The sequence below is a fragment of the Ensifer aridi genome (genome assembly GCF_002078505.1).
Taxonomy (GTDB): Bacteria; Pseudomonadota; Alphaproteobacteria; order Rhizobiales; family Rhizobiaceae; genus Sinorhizobium; species Sinorhizobium aridi.
Genome location: NZ_LUAV01000014.1, coordinates 168,506 through 184,096 on the forward strand (window position 1 = coordinate 168,506; position 15,591 = coordinate 184,096).

Annotated in this window: 13 protein-coding genes and 1 pseudogene; 9 read left to right on the forward strand and 5 right to left on the reverse strand. The window is 63.2% G+C overall.

The annotated features are described in order from the left end of the window. From AYK65_RS14095 to AYK65_RS14110, 4 genes and pseudogenes are all read left to right on the forward strand, one after another. A pseudogene (locus tag AYK65_RS14095) lies at positions 1-590 on the forward strand (putative glycolipid-binding domain-containing protein). Beyond that, positions 590-1,789: a phosphoglycerate kinase gene (locus tag AYK65_RS14100; protein WP_046116482.1), complete on the forward strand. Its 1,200-nt coding sequence runs from the start codon at positions 590-592 to the stop codon at positions 1,787-1,789. The pseudogene AYK65_RS14095 and the gene AYK65_RS14100 overlap by 1 nt, the downstream one beginning before the upstream one ends. Positions 1,790-2,033: 244 nt before the next feature. Beyond that, entirely contained in the window at positions 2,034-3,059 is a 1,026-nt protein-coding gene (locus tag AYK65_RS14105) for a class I fructose-bisphosphate aldolase (protein WP_081158797.1), read from the forward strand. Positions 3,060-3,227: 168 nt separating this feature from the next. Beyond that, positions 3,228-4,145, forward strand: a complete 918-nt coding sequence (locus tag AYK65_RS14110; RefSeq protein WP_026616469.1) for a PhzF family phenazine biosynthesis protein — start codon at positions 3,228-3,230, stop codon at positions 4,143-4,145. Positions 4,146-4,266: 121 nt separating this feature from the next. Here AYK65_RS14110 and AYK65_RS14115 read toward each other — a convergent pair whose 3' ends face one another. Both AYK65_RS14115 and AYK65_RS31690 read right to left on the reverse strand, forming a co-directional pair. After that, a complete protein-coding gene (locus AYK65_RS14115) occupies positions 4,267-6,168 on the reverse strand; it encodes a TPR end-of-group domain-containing protein (RefSeq protein ID WP_026616470.1) in 1,902 nt (633 codons plus the stop codon). Positions 6,169-6,332: 164 nt separating this feature from the next. Beyond that, positions 6,333-6,491, reverse strand: a complete 159-nt coding sequence (locus AYK65_RS31690) for a hypothetical protein (protein ID WP_139015783.1) — start codon at positions 6,489-6,491, stop codon at positions 6,333-6,335. 171 nt (positions 6,492-6,662) lie between these two features. Here AYK65_RS31690 and AYK65_RS14120 point away from each other — a divergent pair, with 171 nt between their 5' ends. From AYK65_RS14120 to rcdA, 3 genes are all read left to right on the forward strand, one after another. After that, positions 6,663-7,967, forward strand: a complete 1,305-nt coding sequence (locus AYK65_RS14120) for an MFS transporter (protein WP_081158884.1) — start codon at positions 6,663-6,665, stop codon at positions 7,965-7,967. Then, positions 7,954-8,142, forward strand: a complete 189-nt coding sequence (locus tag AYK65_RS14125; protein WP_026616472.1) for a DUF1192 domain-containing protein — start codon at positions 7,954-7,956, stop codon at positions 8,140-8,142. Before AYK65_RS14120 ends, AYK65_RS14125 begins: the two co-directional genes overlap by 14 nt. Before the next feature lie 454 nt (positions 8,143-8,596). Continuing rightward, positions 8,597-9,115: a protease adaptor protein RcdA gene (gene rcdA / locus AYK65_RS14130; RefSeq protein WP_026616473.1), complete on the forward strand. Its 519-nt coding sequence runs from the start codon at positions 8,597-8,599 to the stop codon at positions 9,113-9,115. A gap of 159 nt (positions 9,116-9,274) precedes the next feature. Here rcdA and rpmE read toward each other — a convergent pair whose 3' ends face one another. Then, positions 9,275-9,496, reverse strand: a complete 222-nt coding sequence (gene rpmE / locus AYK65_RS14135) for a 50S ribosomal protein L31 (RefSeq protein WP_026616474.1) — start codon at positions 9,494-9,496, stop codon at positions 9,275-9,277. A gap of 200 nt (positions 9,497-9,696) precedes the next feature. Here rpmE and AYK65_RS14140 point away from each other — a divergent pair, with 200 nt between their 5' ends. Both AYK65_RS14140 and AYK65_RS14145 read left to right on the forward strand, forming a co-directional pair. Next, complete coding sequence (locus tag AYK65_RS14140) at positions 9,697-11,499, forward strand: ABC transporter transmembrane domain-containing protein (protein ID WP_081158798.1); 1,803 nt, start codon at positions 9,697-9,699, stop codon at positions 11,497-11,499. Between the two features lie 173 nt (positions 11,500-11,672). Then, positions 11,673-12,665, forward strand: coding sequence for a Bug family tripartite tricarboxylate transporter substrate binding protein (locus AYK65_RS14145; RefSeq protein WP_081158799.1), 993 nt, complete (start codon positions 11,673-11,675; stop codon positions 12,663-12,665). A gap of 159 nt (positions 12,666-12,824) precedes the next feature. Here the strand turns inward: AYK65_RS14145 and AYK65_RS14150 are convergent, their stop codons facing one another. After that, positions 12,825-14,474, reverse strand: a complete 1,650-nt coding sequence (locus AYK65_RS14150) for an FAD-binding dehydrogenase (protein ID WP_081158800.1) — start codon at positions 14,472-14,474, stop codon at positions 12,825-12,827. 84 nt (positions 14,475-14,558) lie between these two features. Then, entirely contained in the window at positions 14,559-15,590 is a 1,032-nt protein-coding gene (locus AYK65_RS14155; protein WP_081158801.1) for a peptidoglycan -binding protein, read from the reverse strand. Position 15,591: the final 1 nt, after the last annotated feature.

Sequence of the window (15,591 nt, forward strand, 5' to 3'; positions counted from 1 at the left end):
ATGTTTCGGGCCCTTTCCTCAACGACGGTGCGATGGCGCCCGCTCGAAGGGGAAGGGCTCGAACATCTGACGGTCAGACCGTTGAATGCATCTGTTGGCGCGGCGATCCGCGCCGAAAGCGTTCTTATCGGCGAGCGTGGCGGCCTGGCCTATGGCGTCCGCTACCGCATCGACTGCGACGCCGGCTGGCGCGTCTTTTCCTTTCTCAGAGAAACAACCGCGGGACAGAGGCTTCACCTCCTCTCCGACGGGCACGGCCACTGGCGCAAAAGCGACGGAACGGCCCTGCCGGAGTTCGATGGTTGCATCGACGTCGATCTCGCCGGCACGCCTTTCACCAATACGCTTCCGATCCGCCGCCTCAGCCTCACCCGGCAATCCGGAACCGCCAGGCTCAAGATGCTCTACGTCCCTTCGACAGCTTCGAGCCCACGGTCGACGGTCAGCATTACACCTGCCTCAAGGACGGCAAGCTCTATCGCTACGAGGCGGAAGACCGGAGCTTCACGGCCGACCTGCCGGTGGACGCGGACGGCCTCGTCATCGACTACCCTACCCTCTTCCAGAGACTATCACCGGAGACTATCTGATGACTTTCAAGACTCTCGACGATCTGACCGATATCGCCGGAAAGCGCGTGCTCGTGCGCGTCGACCTCAACGTGCCGGTCAAGGACGGTCAGGTGACCGACACCACGCGCATCGAGCGTGTGGCGCCGACCATCCGCGAGCTCTCCGAAAAGGGTGCCAAGGTCATCCTGCTCGCTCATTTCGGCCGCCCGAAGGGCGAACCCGTTGCCGACATGTCGCTGAAGGCGATCGCCCCCGCCGTCGAGGAGATCCTCGACCAGCGCGTCTATTTCGCGGCCGACTGCATCGGCGACAAGGCCGCCAACGCGATTGCCGAGCTCAACGACGGCGATGTGCTGCTCCTGGAAAACACCCGTTTCCACAAGGGCGAGGAGAAGAACGATCCCGCCTTCGTCACGGCGCTCGCCGCCAATGGCGACATCTATGTCAATGACGCCTTCTCGGCCGCCCATCGCGCCCATGCATCGACAGAGGGCCTGGCACATCACCTCCCCGCCTTTGCCGGCCGCACCATGCAGGCGGAGCTCGAGGCGCTGGAAAAGGGTCTCGGCAATCCGAAGCGTCCGGTCGTCGCGATCGTCGGCGGTGCGAAGGTCTCGACCAAGATCGACCTACTGCAGAACCTCGTGAAGAAGGTCGACGCCCTCGTCATCGGCGGCGGCATGGCCAACACCTTCATTGCGGCACAGGGAATTAATGTCGGCAAGTCGCTCTGCGAGCATGAGCTTGCGGAAACCGCCAAGTCGATCCTCGCATCGGCGTCGACCGCCGGATGCGCGATCGTGCTGCCGGAAGATGGCGTCGTCGCCCGCGAGTTCAAGGCGGGCGCCGACAATGAGGTGGTCGATATCAAGGCGATCCCCGCCGACGCCATGGTGCTAGACGTCGGCCCGAAGTCGATCGATGCCATCAATGAATGGATCTCGCGTGCCGAGACCCTCGTCTGGAACGGCCCGCTCGGCGCCTTCGAAATCGCGCCCTTCGACAAGGCGACGGTGGCCGCCGCCAAGCATGCGGCTTCGCGCACGAGGGCAGGTGCGCTCGTCTCCGTCGCCGGCGGCGGCGATACTGTTGCCGCACTCAACCACGCCGAGGTCGCCGAGGATTTCACCTATGTCTCGACCGCCGGCGGCGCCTTCCTTGAGTGGATGGAAGGCAAGCCGCTGCCGGGCGTCGATATTCTTCATCAACGGAAGTAATGCTTCAGCCTCCCGGCCCGGGCAAATCGATGAGCCGGGCCGGGAGGCGAAAAATAATTCTGACATTTCAAACGATTAAAATTATTTAAATCGTTTTAGCCCCTTTTACTGCCATTTTCCCGCACATTATCTTCTGTTATCGCGCCTTTGTTCCTCCGGCGCGCAAGACGTTTCTCGCGCCTCGGATCAGGCTGTTTCATTCGCTGCTCCGCTGGTTTTCGGCGCTGTGTGTAGGGAGAAAAAGATGAGCGAAAGACTGGAAGATATCGCGGTTGCCATGGTTGCCAACGGCCGGGGCCTGCTCGCTGCCGACGAGTCGACCGCAACGATCAAGAAGCGCTTCGACAGCATCGGGCTGGAGTCCACCGAAACTTCGCGCCGCGACTATCGAGAGATGCTGCTGCGCTCGGACGAGGCGATGCGCGAATACATCTCCGGCGTCATCCTCTACGAGGAAACCCTGTTCCAGAAGGCGGCCGACGGGACGCCGCTCGCCGATATCATCCGCAGGTCGGACTCGATTCCTGGCATCAAGGTCGACACCGGTGCCAAGCCGATGGCCCATTTCCCGAACGAGACGATCACCGAAGGGCTCGACGGACTCGCGGCCCGTCTCGCCAAGTACTACGAGGCCGGCGCTCGCTTCGCCAAATGGCGCGGCGTCATCGCCATCTCCGGCTCCCTTCCGACCTGGGGCGCGATCAAGGCCAATGCCCATGCGCTCGCCCGCTATGCCGCTCTCTGCCAGGAAGCGAAGATCGTGCCCATTGTCGAGCCAGAGGTGCTGATGGACGGCGCGCCTGGGGATCATTCGATCGAACGCTCGGAAGAAGTCACCGAATGGGTGCTGCGCACCGTCTTCGAGGAGCTCGGCGATGCGCGGGTCAAGCTCGAGGGCATGATCCTGAAGCCGAGCATGGTCATCGACGGCAAGAAGGCGCGCACGGCCTCGGTCGAGGAAGTCGCGGAGCGCACCGTCAGGGTGCTGAAGCGCACCGTCCCGGCAGCCGTCCCCGGCATCGCCTTCCTCTCCGGCGGCCAGTCGACGGAGGAAGCCACCGCTCATCTCTCGGCGATGAACACGGCGCACGACCTGCCCTGGAAGCTCACCTTCTCCTATGGCCGCGCCCTGCAGCAGGAGGCGCTCAACGCGTGGAAGGGCAACGCGGAAAATGTCGCCGCCGGCCAGCGCGCCTTCACGCACCGCGCCAAGATGTGCAGCCTCGCCGCCAAGGGAAGCTGGAAGAAGGATCTCGAAAAGGCCGCCTGAGCGGCCCAAAGTTAAAGGGGAGCGAGGAGAGAATGCCCGGCGGCAGCAATGTCGCCGGGCATTCTATTTTTGCCAACACTTTTAATTGTCAGGGGGACAAGTTCGCCGTTCCGGTCGGCCCGGCAGGGCCTCTAAATCTGTGCCATCTCCGATTGACCAGAGGCTCCCATGAACACCGTCTCCTTTGTCACCGTCGACGTCTTCACTTCCAAGCGTTTTGCCGGCAACCAGCTCGCCGTCATCCCTGACGCGCGGGGATTGAGCGACGATGAGATGCAGGCGATCGCCACCGAATTCGGTTATTCCGAAGTCACTTTCGTCCTGCCGCCTGAAAATCCTGGAAACACTGCGCGCGTGCGCATCTTCACGCCGACAATCGAGGTGCCTTTCGCCGGTCATCCGAATGTCGGCACCGCCTTCGTGCTCGGCCGGCAGAAGGAAGTCTTCGGGCGGGAGTTGGGCGACGCACTGCGGTTTGAGGAAAGAGCCGGCCTGGTCGAGGTAGCCCTCCACCGCAACGATGGCATCGTCACGGGTGCGCGGATCGTCGCCCCACAAGCACTTGCCGTCGGTCCTGCCATCGATGCGACGGCGATTGCCACCTGCGCTTCGCTCCGCCCGGGCGATCTTGCTGACCAGACCCACGTGCCCGTGCGCGTCTCCGTCGGTCTCCCCTTCGCCGTCGCGGAGGTGAGGGACGTCGATATTCTCTCGAAAGCGCGCCCGAACGTCACGGCCTTCGAAGAGGCGAATGCCCGTTATCCGCTTGCCGAAGACAGCTTCAGCCTGTTTCTCTATGCCCGCACGCCCGGGCAACCGTGGCAGATCAGGGCGCGCATGTTCGCGCCGCTCGACAACGTCATGGAGGATCCGGCAACCGGCAGCGCTTCCGCCGCGCTCGGTGCCTATCTCGTGTCGCAGCTTCCCGAGGCCGACGCGGAAATCGACCTCGTCATCGAGCAGGGCGTGGAGATGGGGCGCCGCAGCCTCATTGCCGTCAACGTCAGCAAGACGAACGGCTCAGTCCGTAAAGTCAGCATCTCGGGCGACTGCGTGACTGCGATGCGGGGCGAGATCGAGCTCTGAGCGGCTTGCAGCGCCGCGCGTCTTACCAGACGCGCAAAGGTCGCTGTAGCACTTTGAATTACTGCATGTTCTCACCCTTGAATCAGCTAGGATTTAAAGGAACATGCAGTAGCCGATTGCGTCAGCGCGTACCGCCGTCTCCAAGCGCGTCGAGGAGCGCGCGGAAGCGAGGATGATCGCGAATGGCGTCCAGGTCGGCGTCCTGGTTGAACCATAGGAGGTGGTAGCTGGAGCTCTGCGGCACCACGATCTCGAGCAGGTCCAGCGCCCGCTCGCTCTCGCCAAGCAACGAATAGACGCAGGCCGCGTTGTACTGCGCGACCACGTCGTCCGGGTCGATCGCCAACGCGCGAGCGACCCACTCCTTGGCGCGCTCGACTTCGCCCAAATGCGCAAGCGCCAATGCACCGCGATGGGCCGGGCTGGCATTCTCGGGATGCCGTTCCAGCGCCCTTTGCGCCCGCTCGATACCGATCCGCGCCCAGCGCCGGCGCTCGGCGTCCATGCCGAGTGAGAAATAACAACCCATCAGGTGCATTGGCGAAAAATAGTCATCCGGCCGGATCTCGGCCGCCCGCTCGAAGAATCCGATCGCCTCCTGGAACCGCCCCTGCGCAAACAGAAAGCGGCCATAGTACAAGTTCGCCTCATAGAGCGAAGGATCGAGCGCTAAGGCCTGGCGGAATTCGCGGCCGGCCTCCTCCGTTTGCCCCTCGTGATTCAATGCCAGTCCGCGTGAGGCATGCGCTTCCGCCAAATTTGGATCGAGGGCCAGCGCTCGCGCACTCATCTCGAGAATGCTCTCGAGCGGAAAGTCCTTTTCGTGCCAGTCCCTGATCGCGCATTCGCATTCGGCTATGCCGGCATAGGCACGGGCATAGTTCGGGTCGAGTTCGACGGCCTTGAGGAACATCCGGCGCGCAAGCAGCAGGTAGGACCGGGTCCAGGTACGCGAGAACTGCCGGCCCCGGAGATAGTAGGTATAAGCCTCGACCGAGGTGGTCGGATCGCTCTCGATCGCCTTCTTCTCCCCCGGTAAGAGCTTTATCTTGAGCTGGTCGACGATCGCATGGGTGATCTCGTCCTGTATCGCGAAGATATCGGTCAGATCGCGATCGTACCGGTCGGCCCAGAGATGGCCGCCGGTTTGGGCGTCGATGAGCTGGCCGGTGATGCGCACACGCTCGCCCACCTTGCGCACACTGCCTTCAAGTATGAAGCGGACGCCGAGTTCATGGGCGGCCTGCTTCACCTTCACCGCCCTGCCTTTGTAGGTGAAGACGGTGTTGCGGGCCACGACATGCAAGCGCGAAATCTTCGACAGATCGGTGATGATGTCCTCGGTGATGCCGTCGGAGAAATACTCCTGTTCCGGATCCTGGCTCATATTGGTGAAGGGTAGCACGGCGATCGACAATTCGTAGCCGCGGTCGACGCTGACATCAGACGGTTCCGCATGTTTCGAGACCGAGTCGTCGCCGAGGGATACCGTATAGACGCGAATGGTCGACGCGATGTTCTTCAGACTGTACTCGCCCTTGTCGATGAAACCGACATCGAGCCTCGAGCCGACGTGATCGCGCACCGAGGCGGAAACCGCAATCCCGGAAGGATCGGCGAGCCCTTCGAGCCGCGCGGCGACGTTGACGCCGTCGCCGAAGATGTCGCCGTCCTCGACGATCACGTCGCCGAGGTGAATGCCGATCCTCAGTTCGATATACCGGCTCCTCGGCAGGCCTTCGTTGCGGGCGAGCATGCCGCGCTGGATCGCGGCCGCACAGGCAACGGCGTTCACAACGCTTGAAAACTCGACGAGCATGCTGTCGCCGGCGAGTTTGACGATGCGTCCCTTGTGTTCGGCGATCTTTGGCTCCAAGAGCTCGCGGCGATGCCGCTTCAGCGCCGCCAAGGTCCCAGCCTCGTCCGTCCCCATGAGGCGGCTGTAACCCACGACATCGGCAGCGAGAATGGCGGTGAGGCGGCGTTCCAAGAAACCCTCGATTTTCATCTTGTGGCCGAGCACGGCAATTTAACCTTTTCCTGTCGACATGTCGTGCGGAGACTTCAGCACCGTGGATGCAAACATAGCCGTGCCTCACGGAGTGCGCTGTTTCGAAAGGAACCCGACGGAACGCGATAGCGGAAAAAGGAAGGCGCGAAGCGGCTTCCATCTGCAGTAGTAGACTGTTACGGCCGGACGAGCACGGTCACCATCGTCACGACGATCGCGAAGACGGCAATTTTCCAGAAATCTCGGCGCTGCCGCAGGCCCGGATATCCGAGCGGCTTGATGAGCTGGACACACATGGCGAGCAGCAGGAGAACCGTCAGTATCTTGCTGCTCATTTCGGTAAAGTTCCCACCCTGCGTTGGTGACGTCATACCGCCGTCACTTTTCGTCGCATAGAGGGCTATTGTTTTCGCGGCCGATTTGCAATGACCGGGTGCATGGATTCCGCCTGGTAAAGCGGCATCTCCGCCCTAACTTGGCCCTGGGCAGAACGATTCGGATTGATGATGAGAAAAAACCTGCTTCCTGTCACCGCGCTCCTGCTTGGTACTCTTTTCCTCTTTCTCGGAAACGGTCTGCAAGGCCTGCTACTGCCCGTGCGGGGGACATCCGAAGGCTATCCGACAACCATACTCGGTCTGATCGGCACATCCTGGGCCGCGGGTTTCGTGCTTGGCTGTTTCTTCGCACCCAACGTCGTCAAACGCATCGGCCATGTGCGCGCATTCAGCGTCTTCACCGCGCTCATCGCAATCGTTTCGCTTTTGACGGGCATTCTGATCGACCCTATTTGGTGGCTTGTGCTACGCGCACTGACGGGCTTCTCCACCGCGGGCACATCGATGATCATCGAAAGTTGGCTGAACGAGCGCGCCACGAACGAGAGCCGTGGCGTGATCTTCTCGCTCTACATCGCCATCACCCTCTTCGGCGTTGTCGGCGGTCAGATGATGATCCCCTTCGGAGAGACGTCGACCACCTTCTTCTTCATGATCTGCGGCATTCTCTATTGTGTGGCGATGCTGCCGACGCTCCTGTCCAAGGCCGCTTCGCCGCAACCCCTGAAACAGGTTCGCCTCGATCTCCGCGGTCTCTACCGGAATTCCCCGGTTTCTTTCCTCGGCATCCTGCTCGTCGGCATCGCCAACGGTGCCTTCGGGACGCTGGGCGCCGTGTTCGGTCGACAGGCCGGACTTTCCGACAGCACCGTCGCAGCAATGATGAGCGTGGCGATCTTCGCGGGGGCGGCTATGCAACTGCCGGCCGGGCGCATCTCGGATCGCATGGATCGACGCTACGTCCTGGCCGCGCTCGCCGGGGTCGGCGCGCTCGCAGGTCTCTTGCTGTTCCTGATCGAGCCCGGCCAGGTCTCAATCGTGCTGGCGCTGATCGCCATCTACGGCGCCGCCGCCAACGCGCTCTACCCGATCGCCGTCTCCCACGCCAACGACTTCGCCACGCCGGAGGATTTCGTCAAGGTCTCGGGCGGGCTCTTGCTGCTCTACGGTATCGGCACGATCATCGGCCCAACGATCGGCGGTCCGGTGATGAGCGCAACCGGGCCCTATGGCCTCTTCATGATCACGGCCTGCGCGCATATGCTGATTACCGCTTACGCGATGGTCCGCAGCCGCCGTCGCGCGCCGGTGCCCGTTGCCGAACGCGAAACCTTCTCGCCGGTCAATGCCGGTACCGCGACGACGCCGGAGAGCCTGCAGCTCTCGCCGCGCGCAGCACCATTCGAGGAGCCGCGGGAGGATGCCATCGACGAGCCGCAAGAGGAGGAGGAAAGATCGAATGAGCCTGTTTGACGACGACCAGCCGAAGAAGAAGACCGCCCACGAGATCGGCAGCGATCTTTCGCTGCTCTCCGTGGACGAGCTGGACGCACGCATTGCGCTTCTGAGAGAGGAGATTACAAGACTGGAGGCCGAGCGCGCCCGCAAATCCGCGAGCCGTTCGGCTGCCGAAGGCCTCTTCCGTTGACCGGAGCCACGCGCGCGCCCAAGTGAACGCGAGGACACTTCTAGAACTCTGAATCCAAAGCATCTTTTGCTGCATCCGCGTTTCCGCGTCAGAGCAGGATGTTCTGCAGAAGACGATGCTACCTGCCCTTAAAAGGGCGGGGCCTTAACCGCATATTAAGCATTTTCTGCGATTGTCGGATCATCCGGTTCCTTCCGGACTCAGACATTTTCACCGACTGGCGAATGGGTCTGATTTTCTCCCTGTTTTACCTTGAGAGCCGCTTCGCGCGGCTCTTTTTTTATTTCGCCACAGCAAATTCAAAGAATTGTGGAGATTAACCCTTTCTTAAGAATACCCTTGCGCGGAATGCGGTATGGGATCATTCTTCGAGCAAAGAGGGGCCTCAGGAAACTTTTCCCAGAGCCGCCCGTTACCTGACCGTCGTGATGCGTTGAACCAGGGAAAACAGGCCATGTCCGAAAGAGGATTGAACACCGTCAGCTTCGCGGGGCACGCTGCGTCCTCGGCGCAGTTCAAGGCGCTTTACGCTGAGGGAATGGGCCTGGTCGAGGAAACGGCGAGCTACCTCGATGGTCCCGGTCGCGCAGCCTCCAAGGTCCTGCCGCGCATGGCTTCGGTCCTCTATGCTGCAGAGTCGATGCGGCTGACCACACGGCTGATGCAGATGGCTTCCTGGCTTCTCCTCCAGCGCGCCGTCAACAATGGCGAGATGAGCCGCGACCAGGTGCTGTCGGAGAAAAGCAAGGTCCGCCTCGACAGCTTCAATGTCGACCGCAACGCGCCCGGCTGGAACGATCTCCCGGAAATGTTCCGGGACCTGATCGAGCGGTCGCTGCGCCTGCAGAACCGTGTCGCGCTGCTCGACCGCGAGATCTATCGGCCCCAGGAGGCCCCGGCCTTCGTTCCGGACAACCAGAACGGCGTCAAGGCGCAGATAAAGCTGCTGCAGACCGCCTTCGGGGCGAACTAATCACAACGCCTTGTGTCTTCAGGCTCCGGGCCCGGCCATGCGCCGGGCTTTTTTGTGCACAGTGCGGAAGCAGCGAGCGAACCGTTGTTATGCAGGCGTAGCAGGCAACAAAAAAGCCCGGCAATGCCGGGCTTCGAAAACGCCATGAAGCGCGTGTAATCAGAGGCCGAGGCCTTCGAAGCGCTTCTTGAACTTGGAGACGCGGCCGCCGCGATCGACGAGCTGCTGATTGCCGCCGGTCCATGCGGGATGCGACTTCGGGTCGATTTCCAGGTTCATGGTCGCACCTTCCTCGCCCCAGGTCGAGCGGGTTTCGTATTCGGTGCCGTCGGTCATGACCACCTTGATCATGTGGTAGTCGGGATGGATGTCTGCCTTCATAACGATCTTCCTAGAGTTCCAGGGTCCAATTGTCGCAAGGCATTGCGACTTTGGGACCGAACACGTAAATGAAGCCGCAGACCGCTCTTGGCCGCGGCTTCCCAATTCGATGCCGTGCCTATACATGAAGGTCTGCGGGATAACAAGTGCCGCTCGGAAGACTTATCGCAAGGCCTCCGTGGCGGGCGATCGGGGGTCACGTGCCGAAACAAGAAACGCAACCGCCAGCGCGCAAGTCCATTCGCCCGCTCGCAACCGTGCTGCCTTACCTCAAGCGTTACCGCCGCCTCGTCGTCGGAGCCGTGATCTCGCTGACCGTTGCCGCCGTCACCACGCTGACATTGCCGATGGCCGTTCGCCGAATGATCGACCACGGCTTCTCGAATTCCGACTTTGGCTTCATCAACACCTATTTCTCCATGCTGATGGTGCTGGCGGTGGTGCTCGCGCTCGCCAGCGCCGCCCGCTATTATTTCGTCATCTCGCTCGGCGAGCGCATCGTCGCCGATCTGAGGCGCGATGTCTTCGCGCGCGTCATGCAGCTTTCCGCTTCCTTCTTCGACGTCAACCAGTCCGGCGAGATCGTCTCGCGGCTGACTGCCGATACGACGCAGATCAAGTCGGCGGTCGGCGCAACGGCTTCCGTGGCGTTGCGCAACCTGATCCTCTGTCTCGGCGCGATCGGCATGATGGTCTATACGAGCCCGAAGCTGTCGAGCTTGGTTCTTGCCGCAATCCCGCTCATCGTGTTCCCGCTCGTCGCCTTCGGCCGCTCCGTACGTCGGCGCTCGCGCGAAGCGCAGGATAGGCTTGCCGCCGCCTCCGCCTACGCCGGCGAGGCGATCGCAGCCAGCCGCACGGTGCAGGCCTTCAACGGCGAAGGAAATGCGGAGGGACGCTTCGGCACCGCTGTCGAGGAGGCCTATCGCGCCGCGCGAGCCGCCACCAAGGCGCGCTCGGTGCTCACCGCCTTCGCCATCACCATGGTCTTCGGCAGCGTCGTCGCCGTGCTCTGGTTCGGTGCGCGGGACGTGCTCGCAGGCGCGCTTTCCGCCGGCACGCTCGGCCAGTTCCTGCTCTATTCGGTCTTTGCCGCCGGCAGTCTCGGCGCGCTCTCGGAGGTCTGGGGCGAGCTCTCGCAGGCAGCGGGCGCCGCCGAACGCCTGAACGAACTGTTGACCGAGGTGCCTGAGATCCGGGCGCCGGAGCACCCGGTCGCCATGCCCCAGCCGGCAAAGGGCGAGATCGAGTTCACCGACGTTCATTTCGCCTATCCCGCCCGGCCGGATTATAAGAGCCTCAGGGGCTTGAGCTTTGCGGTCGAGCGGGGCGAGACGGTGGCCATCGTCGGGCCCTCCGGCGCCGGCAAGAGCACCGTCTTTGCGATGCTGCTCCGCCACTACGATCCCGCGAAGGGTGTCGTCCGAGTCGACGGGACGGATGTGCGAACCGTCGATCCGAAAGACCTGCGCGAGCGGATCGCGATCGTGCCTCAGGACGTGACGATCTTCGCTGCCTCCGTTCACGACAACATCGCCTTCGGCGCGCCGGACTCAAGCCGCGAGGCGGTGCGTGCGGCTGCCGCCGCGGCACAGGCCGATGAATTCATCGCCAGGCTCGATCGCGGCTACGACACGCTTGTGGGCGAGCGCGGCGTGACGCTTTCCGGCGGTCAGCGGCAGCGCATCGCTATTGCGCGCGCAATCCTGAAAGACGCTCCGATCCTTCTTCTCGACGAGGCGACGTCGGCCCTCGACGCCGAAAGCGAGACTCTGGTGCAGACGGCCCTCGACGGCCTGATGCGGGAGCGCACCACTCTCGTCATCGCGCATCGGCTCGCGACCGTGCTGAAGGCGGACCGCATCCTCGTCATGGAGCACGGCCGCATCGTTGAGGAAGGCACCCATGCCTCGCTGGTCCGCCAGGGCGGCCTCTATGCGAAACTGGCGCGGCTTCAGTTCGATCACGGCGCCGAAGCGCTGTTCGTCGCCAACATGAACTGATGCGGGGCGATACAAGCCGCCCCGCAGCAATCTTGCGTGACGCGCTTTAGACTTTCGTCTGTCTCAACGAGCGATCCTCACGCCCACCATTGCACGACCGGAGCGCGGCCCTATTCTTAAAGGGCCGGCTTTCGGCTGTATCGTATCGTGTCGATGAATTGGGAGGATCCTGAATGCCATTTCTAAGCTTGACCCGCCGCGCCGCCATCGCGTTCGGCCTCGCTGCCTTTTCCGCACTCGCCATCGGCGCGCCGGCGGAGGCGCAGAGCTTTCCAGATCGGACGATAACGCTCGTCGTTCCGTTCGCCGCCGGCGGCTCGACCGACGTGGTCGCGCGCATCATCGCCCAGAAAATGTCCGAGGACCTAGGCCAGCAGGTGATCGTACAGAACGTCGCCGGCGCCGGCGGCAACCTCGGCGCAGCGAATGTGGCGCGCGCCGACCCGGACGGCTACACGATCCTCATGGCGACCGTCGCGACGCATGCGCTCAATCCGCTGATCCTGAAGACGAAGCCATACGATCCCGAAAAGGATTTCGCGCCGATCTCGCTGCTCGTCATCGTTCCGAACGTACTCGTGGTCAATCCGGAACTGCCGGCCAAGAATGTCCAGGAACTGCTGGCGCTGCTGAAGGCGGCGCCCGACCAGTATAGCTATGCCTCCTCCGGCAACGGAACGCCGCTGCACCTCTCCGGCGAGCTCTTCAAGAAGATGGCCGGCGTCGAGATGCAGCACATTCCCTACAAGGGCTCCGGTCCGGCGCTGAACGACGTGATCGGCAACCAGGTGCCGATCATGTTCGACAATCTGCCCTCCTCCTCCGGACACATCAAGGCCGGCACGCTGAGGGCGCTCGCCGTCACCACGGCCGAACGCGCGCCGTCATTCCCGGATGTACCCACCATCGCCGAATCCGGCATTCCCGGTTACGAGACCTATACCTGGAACGCGCTCTTCGCGCCGGCCAATACGCCGCAACCGGTGGTAGCACGGCTGAACGCGGCCGCGAAGAAGGCGCTCGCCGATCCGGCGGTCCAGAAACGCATGGAGGAGTTCAGCGCGAAGATCGTCGGCTCGACGCCCGAAGAACTCGGCGCCCACGTCAAGGCCGAGCTTGCGAAATGGACGCCGGTGGTCCGTGACGCCAACATCCAGATGGATTGACTTGATCCAACCGCGCCGCCCCTCATCCCGCTGCCGCGACCTTCTCCCCGTTCGACGGGGAGAAGGGACAAGCGGCAACCTCCCAAGTCCCTCGCCCCGTCAGAACGGGGAGCGGGCTAGACTAGTCCTCGGATTAAACCCGAGGAGAGGGGCAAACTTCTACGAAACGTCCGCAGTAGCGCGTCCGGCCGCACGGCCCGAAAAGATGCAGCCGCCGAGGAAGGTTCCCTCGAGCGCGTTGTAGCCATGCATGCCGCCACCGCCGAAGCCGGCGACTTCGCCCGCGGCATAGAGGCCCGGCACCGGCTCGCCGGAAAGCTCCAGCACCTGACCGGAGAGGTTGGTCTGCAGCCCTCCGAGCGTCTTGCGCGTGAGGATATGCAGGCGCACCGCGATCAGCGGGCCGGCCTTCGGATCGAGCAGCCGGTGCGGTTTCGCCGTCCTCAGCAGCCGGTCGCCGCGATAGGCACGTGCGCCGCGAATGGCGGCGACCTGCGCATCCTTGGAGAAGGGATTAGTGATCTCGCGGTCACGCGCCTCGATCTGCTCCCTGAGGTGCTCAGCCGAAAGCCGGTTCTCGCCGGTCAGCCTGTTCATCCCTTCGACCAGGTCTTCCAACCGGTCTCGGACGACGAAATCCTCGCCCTTGTCGATGAAAGCCTGGACCGGACCCGGTGGATTTCTGCCGAGCCGTTTCAGGAGAAGCGCGATGCTCTTGCCGGTCAGATCCGGGTTCTGTTCCGACCCCGAAAGCGCGAACTCCTTCTTGATGATCGCCTGCGTCAGGATGAACCAGCTATAGTCGTGGCCGCTGCGGCGAATCGCCTCCAGGGTCGCGAGCGTATCGAAGCCGGGCATGGCCGGGGCGGGAAAACGATTGCCGTCGGCATCGCACCAGAAGGACGAGGGCCCCGGCAGGATGCGAATGCCGTGGTCCGGCCAGATCGGAGCGAAATTCTTCAAGCCCTCGGTGTAGTGCCACATGCGGTCGGCGTTGATGACGGAACCGCGGGCTTGGGCGGCGATCTCCAGCATGCGCCCGTCGACATGATAGGGCACGCCGCTGACCATCGAGGCCGGCGGCTGGCCGAGGCGCTTGCGCGGCCAATTGCGGCGCACAAGCTCGTGATTGCCGCCGATCCCGCCCGAACTCACGATCACGGCACCGGCAGAAACCTCGAAATCGCCTACGATGTCGCGCGAACTGCGCTGGCCGCGGGCAACCGGATCGGTCTTGAGGATTGCGCCGCGTGCGCCCGTCACCATGCCGTCGGTCGTCACGAGCTCATCGACCCGATGGCGAAACCGGAAACGGACAAGACCGCGGCTTTCGGCCTGCCGAGCAAGCCGGATGAAGGGCTCGAGCACGGCCGGCCCAGTGCCCCAGGTAACATGGAAGCGGGGAACGGAATTGCCGTGACCATGGGCGAGCCCGCCGCCGCGCTCCGCCCAGCCGACGACCGGAAACCAGCGTAAGCCCAGCGAATGAAGCCAGCGCCGCTTTTCGCCCGCGGCGAAGTCGAGATAAGCCTCGGCCCAAAGCCGCGGCCAATGGTCCTCCGGTCGGTCGAACTGCGACGTCCCCATCCAGTCCTGGCGCGCCAGCGCATGGCTGTCGCGAATGCCCATGCGCCGCTGCTCGGGACTGTCTACGAAGAAGAGACCGCCGAGCGACCAGAAGGCTTGGCCGCCGAGATTCTGCTCCCCCTCCTGATCGAGAATGACCACCTTGCGGCCACGCACCGCCGCCTCGGACGCCGCCACTAGCCCGGTAAGGCCCGCGCCGATGACCAGCACATCGCAATCCATGAAAGCCGCCCTCCCCTTGCGTCCTTCGACCTGGGTGCAACTCTTACGACACGTCAAGGTCAATTCAAGGGGCGCCCGGCTGGGCTATTTCTCCGTGAGCTTGAGCTCGATGCGACGGTTCTGCGCGCGTGCCTCCGGGCTGTCTCCCGCAGCGATCGGCTGATATTCGCCGAAGCCGGCAGCGACCAGCCGATCGGCCGGAACGCCCTTCGATATCAGGAATTTGACGACCGATGTGGCGCGTGCCGACGACAGCTCCCAGTTGTCGGCAAAGCGTCCGGAACGCGAGAACTGCACATTGTCCGTGTGGCCGTCTACGCGCAGGACCCAGTTGATCTCCGCCGGGATTTCCCTGGCGAGGTCGAGAAGGGCTGTCGCGAGCTTCGTCATCTCCGCCTGCCCCTCCGGGTTCAAGTCGCTGCTGCCCGAGGGGAAGAGGACTTCCGACTGGAAGACGAAGCGGTCGCCGACGATGCGGATGTTTTCCCGGTCCGAGAGGATCTCCCTCAAGCGGCCGAAAAAGTCCGAACGGTAGCGGTTGAGCTCCTGCACGCGCTGCGCCAGCGCGACGTTAAGCCTGCGGCCGAGATCGGCGATCTTGGCCTGGGACGCCTGGTCCTTCGCCTCCGACGCCTGCAGCGCGCCTTCGATGGCGGCGATCTGGCTGCGCAGCGCCGCAATCTGCTGGTTCAAGAGCTCGATCTGGCTCATGGCACGCGCGCTGACTTGCCGTTCGTTCTCCAGTTCCGAGCCGAGCCGGCCGATCTTCTCATTGGCCACCTCCGCGCTGCCGGCCCCCCTGTCGAGCAGCGCCTGCAGGCGCGACCGCTCTCCCTCCGACTGAGCGAGCGAGGCCTGCAGGTTGGCGAGCGAATCCTCGAGGTCCTGCTTGCCGCTCTTTTCGAGCGCCAGGAGTTGGGTGAGTTCGTTGATCTGGCTGTTCAGGCGGTTCAAGACCTCGTCCTTGCCGCTGATCTCCCTTCCCAGCAGAAACTGCGCGGTGACGAAGACGCTGAGCAGGAACATGATCGCCATGAGCAGGGTCGAAAGCGCATCGACGAAGCCCGGCCAGTAATTGATCGTCCGCGGTTCGCGGCCTCTTCGGGCGAGCGCCATG

Bases quoted from the DNA above. Each gene is read 5' to 3' on its own strand.
- AYK65_RS14150 (WP_081158800.1), bottom strand. From the start codon at position 14,474: ATGGATTGCGATGTGCTGGTCATCGGCGCGGGCCTTACCGGGCTAGTG.
- AYK65_RS14155 (WP_081158801.1), bottom strand. From the start codon at position 15,590: ATGGCGCTCGCCCGAAGAGGCCGCGAACCGCGGACGATCAATTACTGG.
- rcdA (WP_026616473.1), top strand. From the start codon at position 8,597: ATGTCCGAAAGAGGATTGAACACCGTCAGCTTCGCGGGGCACGCTGCG.
- AYK65_RS31690 (WP_139015783.1), bottom strand. From the start codon at position 6,491: ATGAGCAGCAAGATACTGACGGTTCTCCTGCTGCTCGCCATGTGTGTC.
- rpmE (WP_026616474.1), bottom strand. From the start codon at position 9,496: ATGAAGGCAGACATCCATCCCGACTACCACATGATCAAGGTGGTCATG.
- AYK65_RS14145 (WP_081158799.1), top strand. From the start codon at position 11,673: ATGCCATTTCTAAGCTTGACCCGCCGCGCCGCCATCGCGTTCGGCCTC.
- AYK65_RS14105 (WP_081158797.1), top strand. From the start codon at position 2,034: ATGAGCGAAAGACTGGAAGATATCGCGGTTGCCATGGTTGCCAACGGC.
- AYK65_RS14120 (WP_081158884.1), top strand. From the start codon at position 6,663: ATGAGAAAAAACCTGCTTCCTGTCACCGCGCTCCTGCTTGGTACTCTT.
- AYK65_RS14110 (WP_026616469.1), top strand. From the start codon at position 3,228: ATGAACACCGTCTCCTTTGTCACCGTCGACGTCTTCACTTCCAAGCGT.
- AYK65_RS14125 (WP_026616472.1), top strand. From the start codon at position 7,954: ATGAGCCTGTTTGACGACGACCAGCCGAAGAAGAAGACCGCCCACGAG.
- AYK65_RS14100 (WP_046116482.1), top strand. From the start codon at position 590: ATGACTTTCAAGACTCTCGACGATCTGACCGATATCGCCGGAAAGCGC.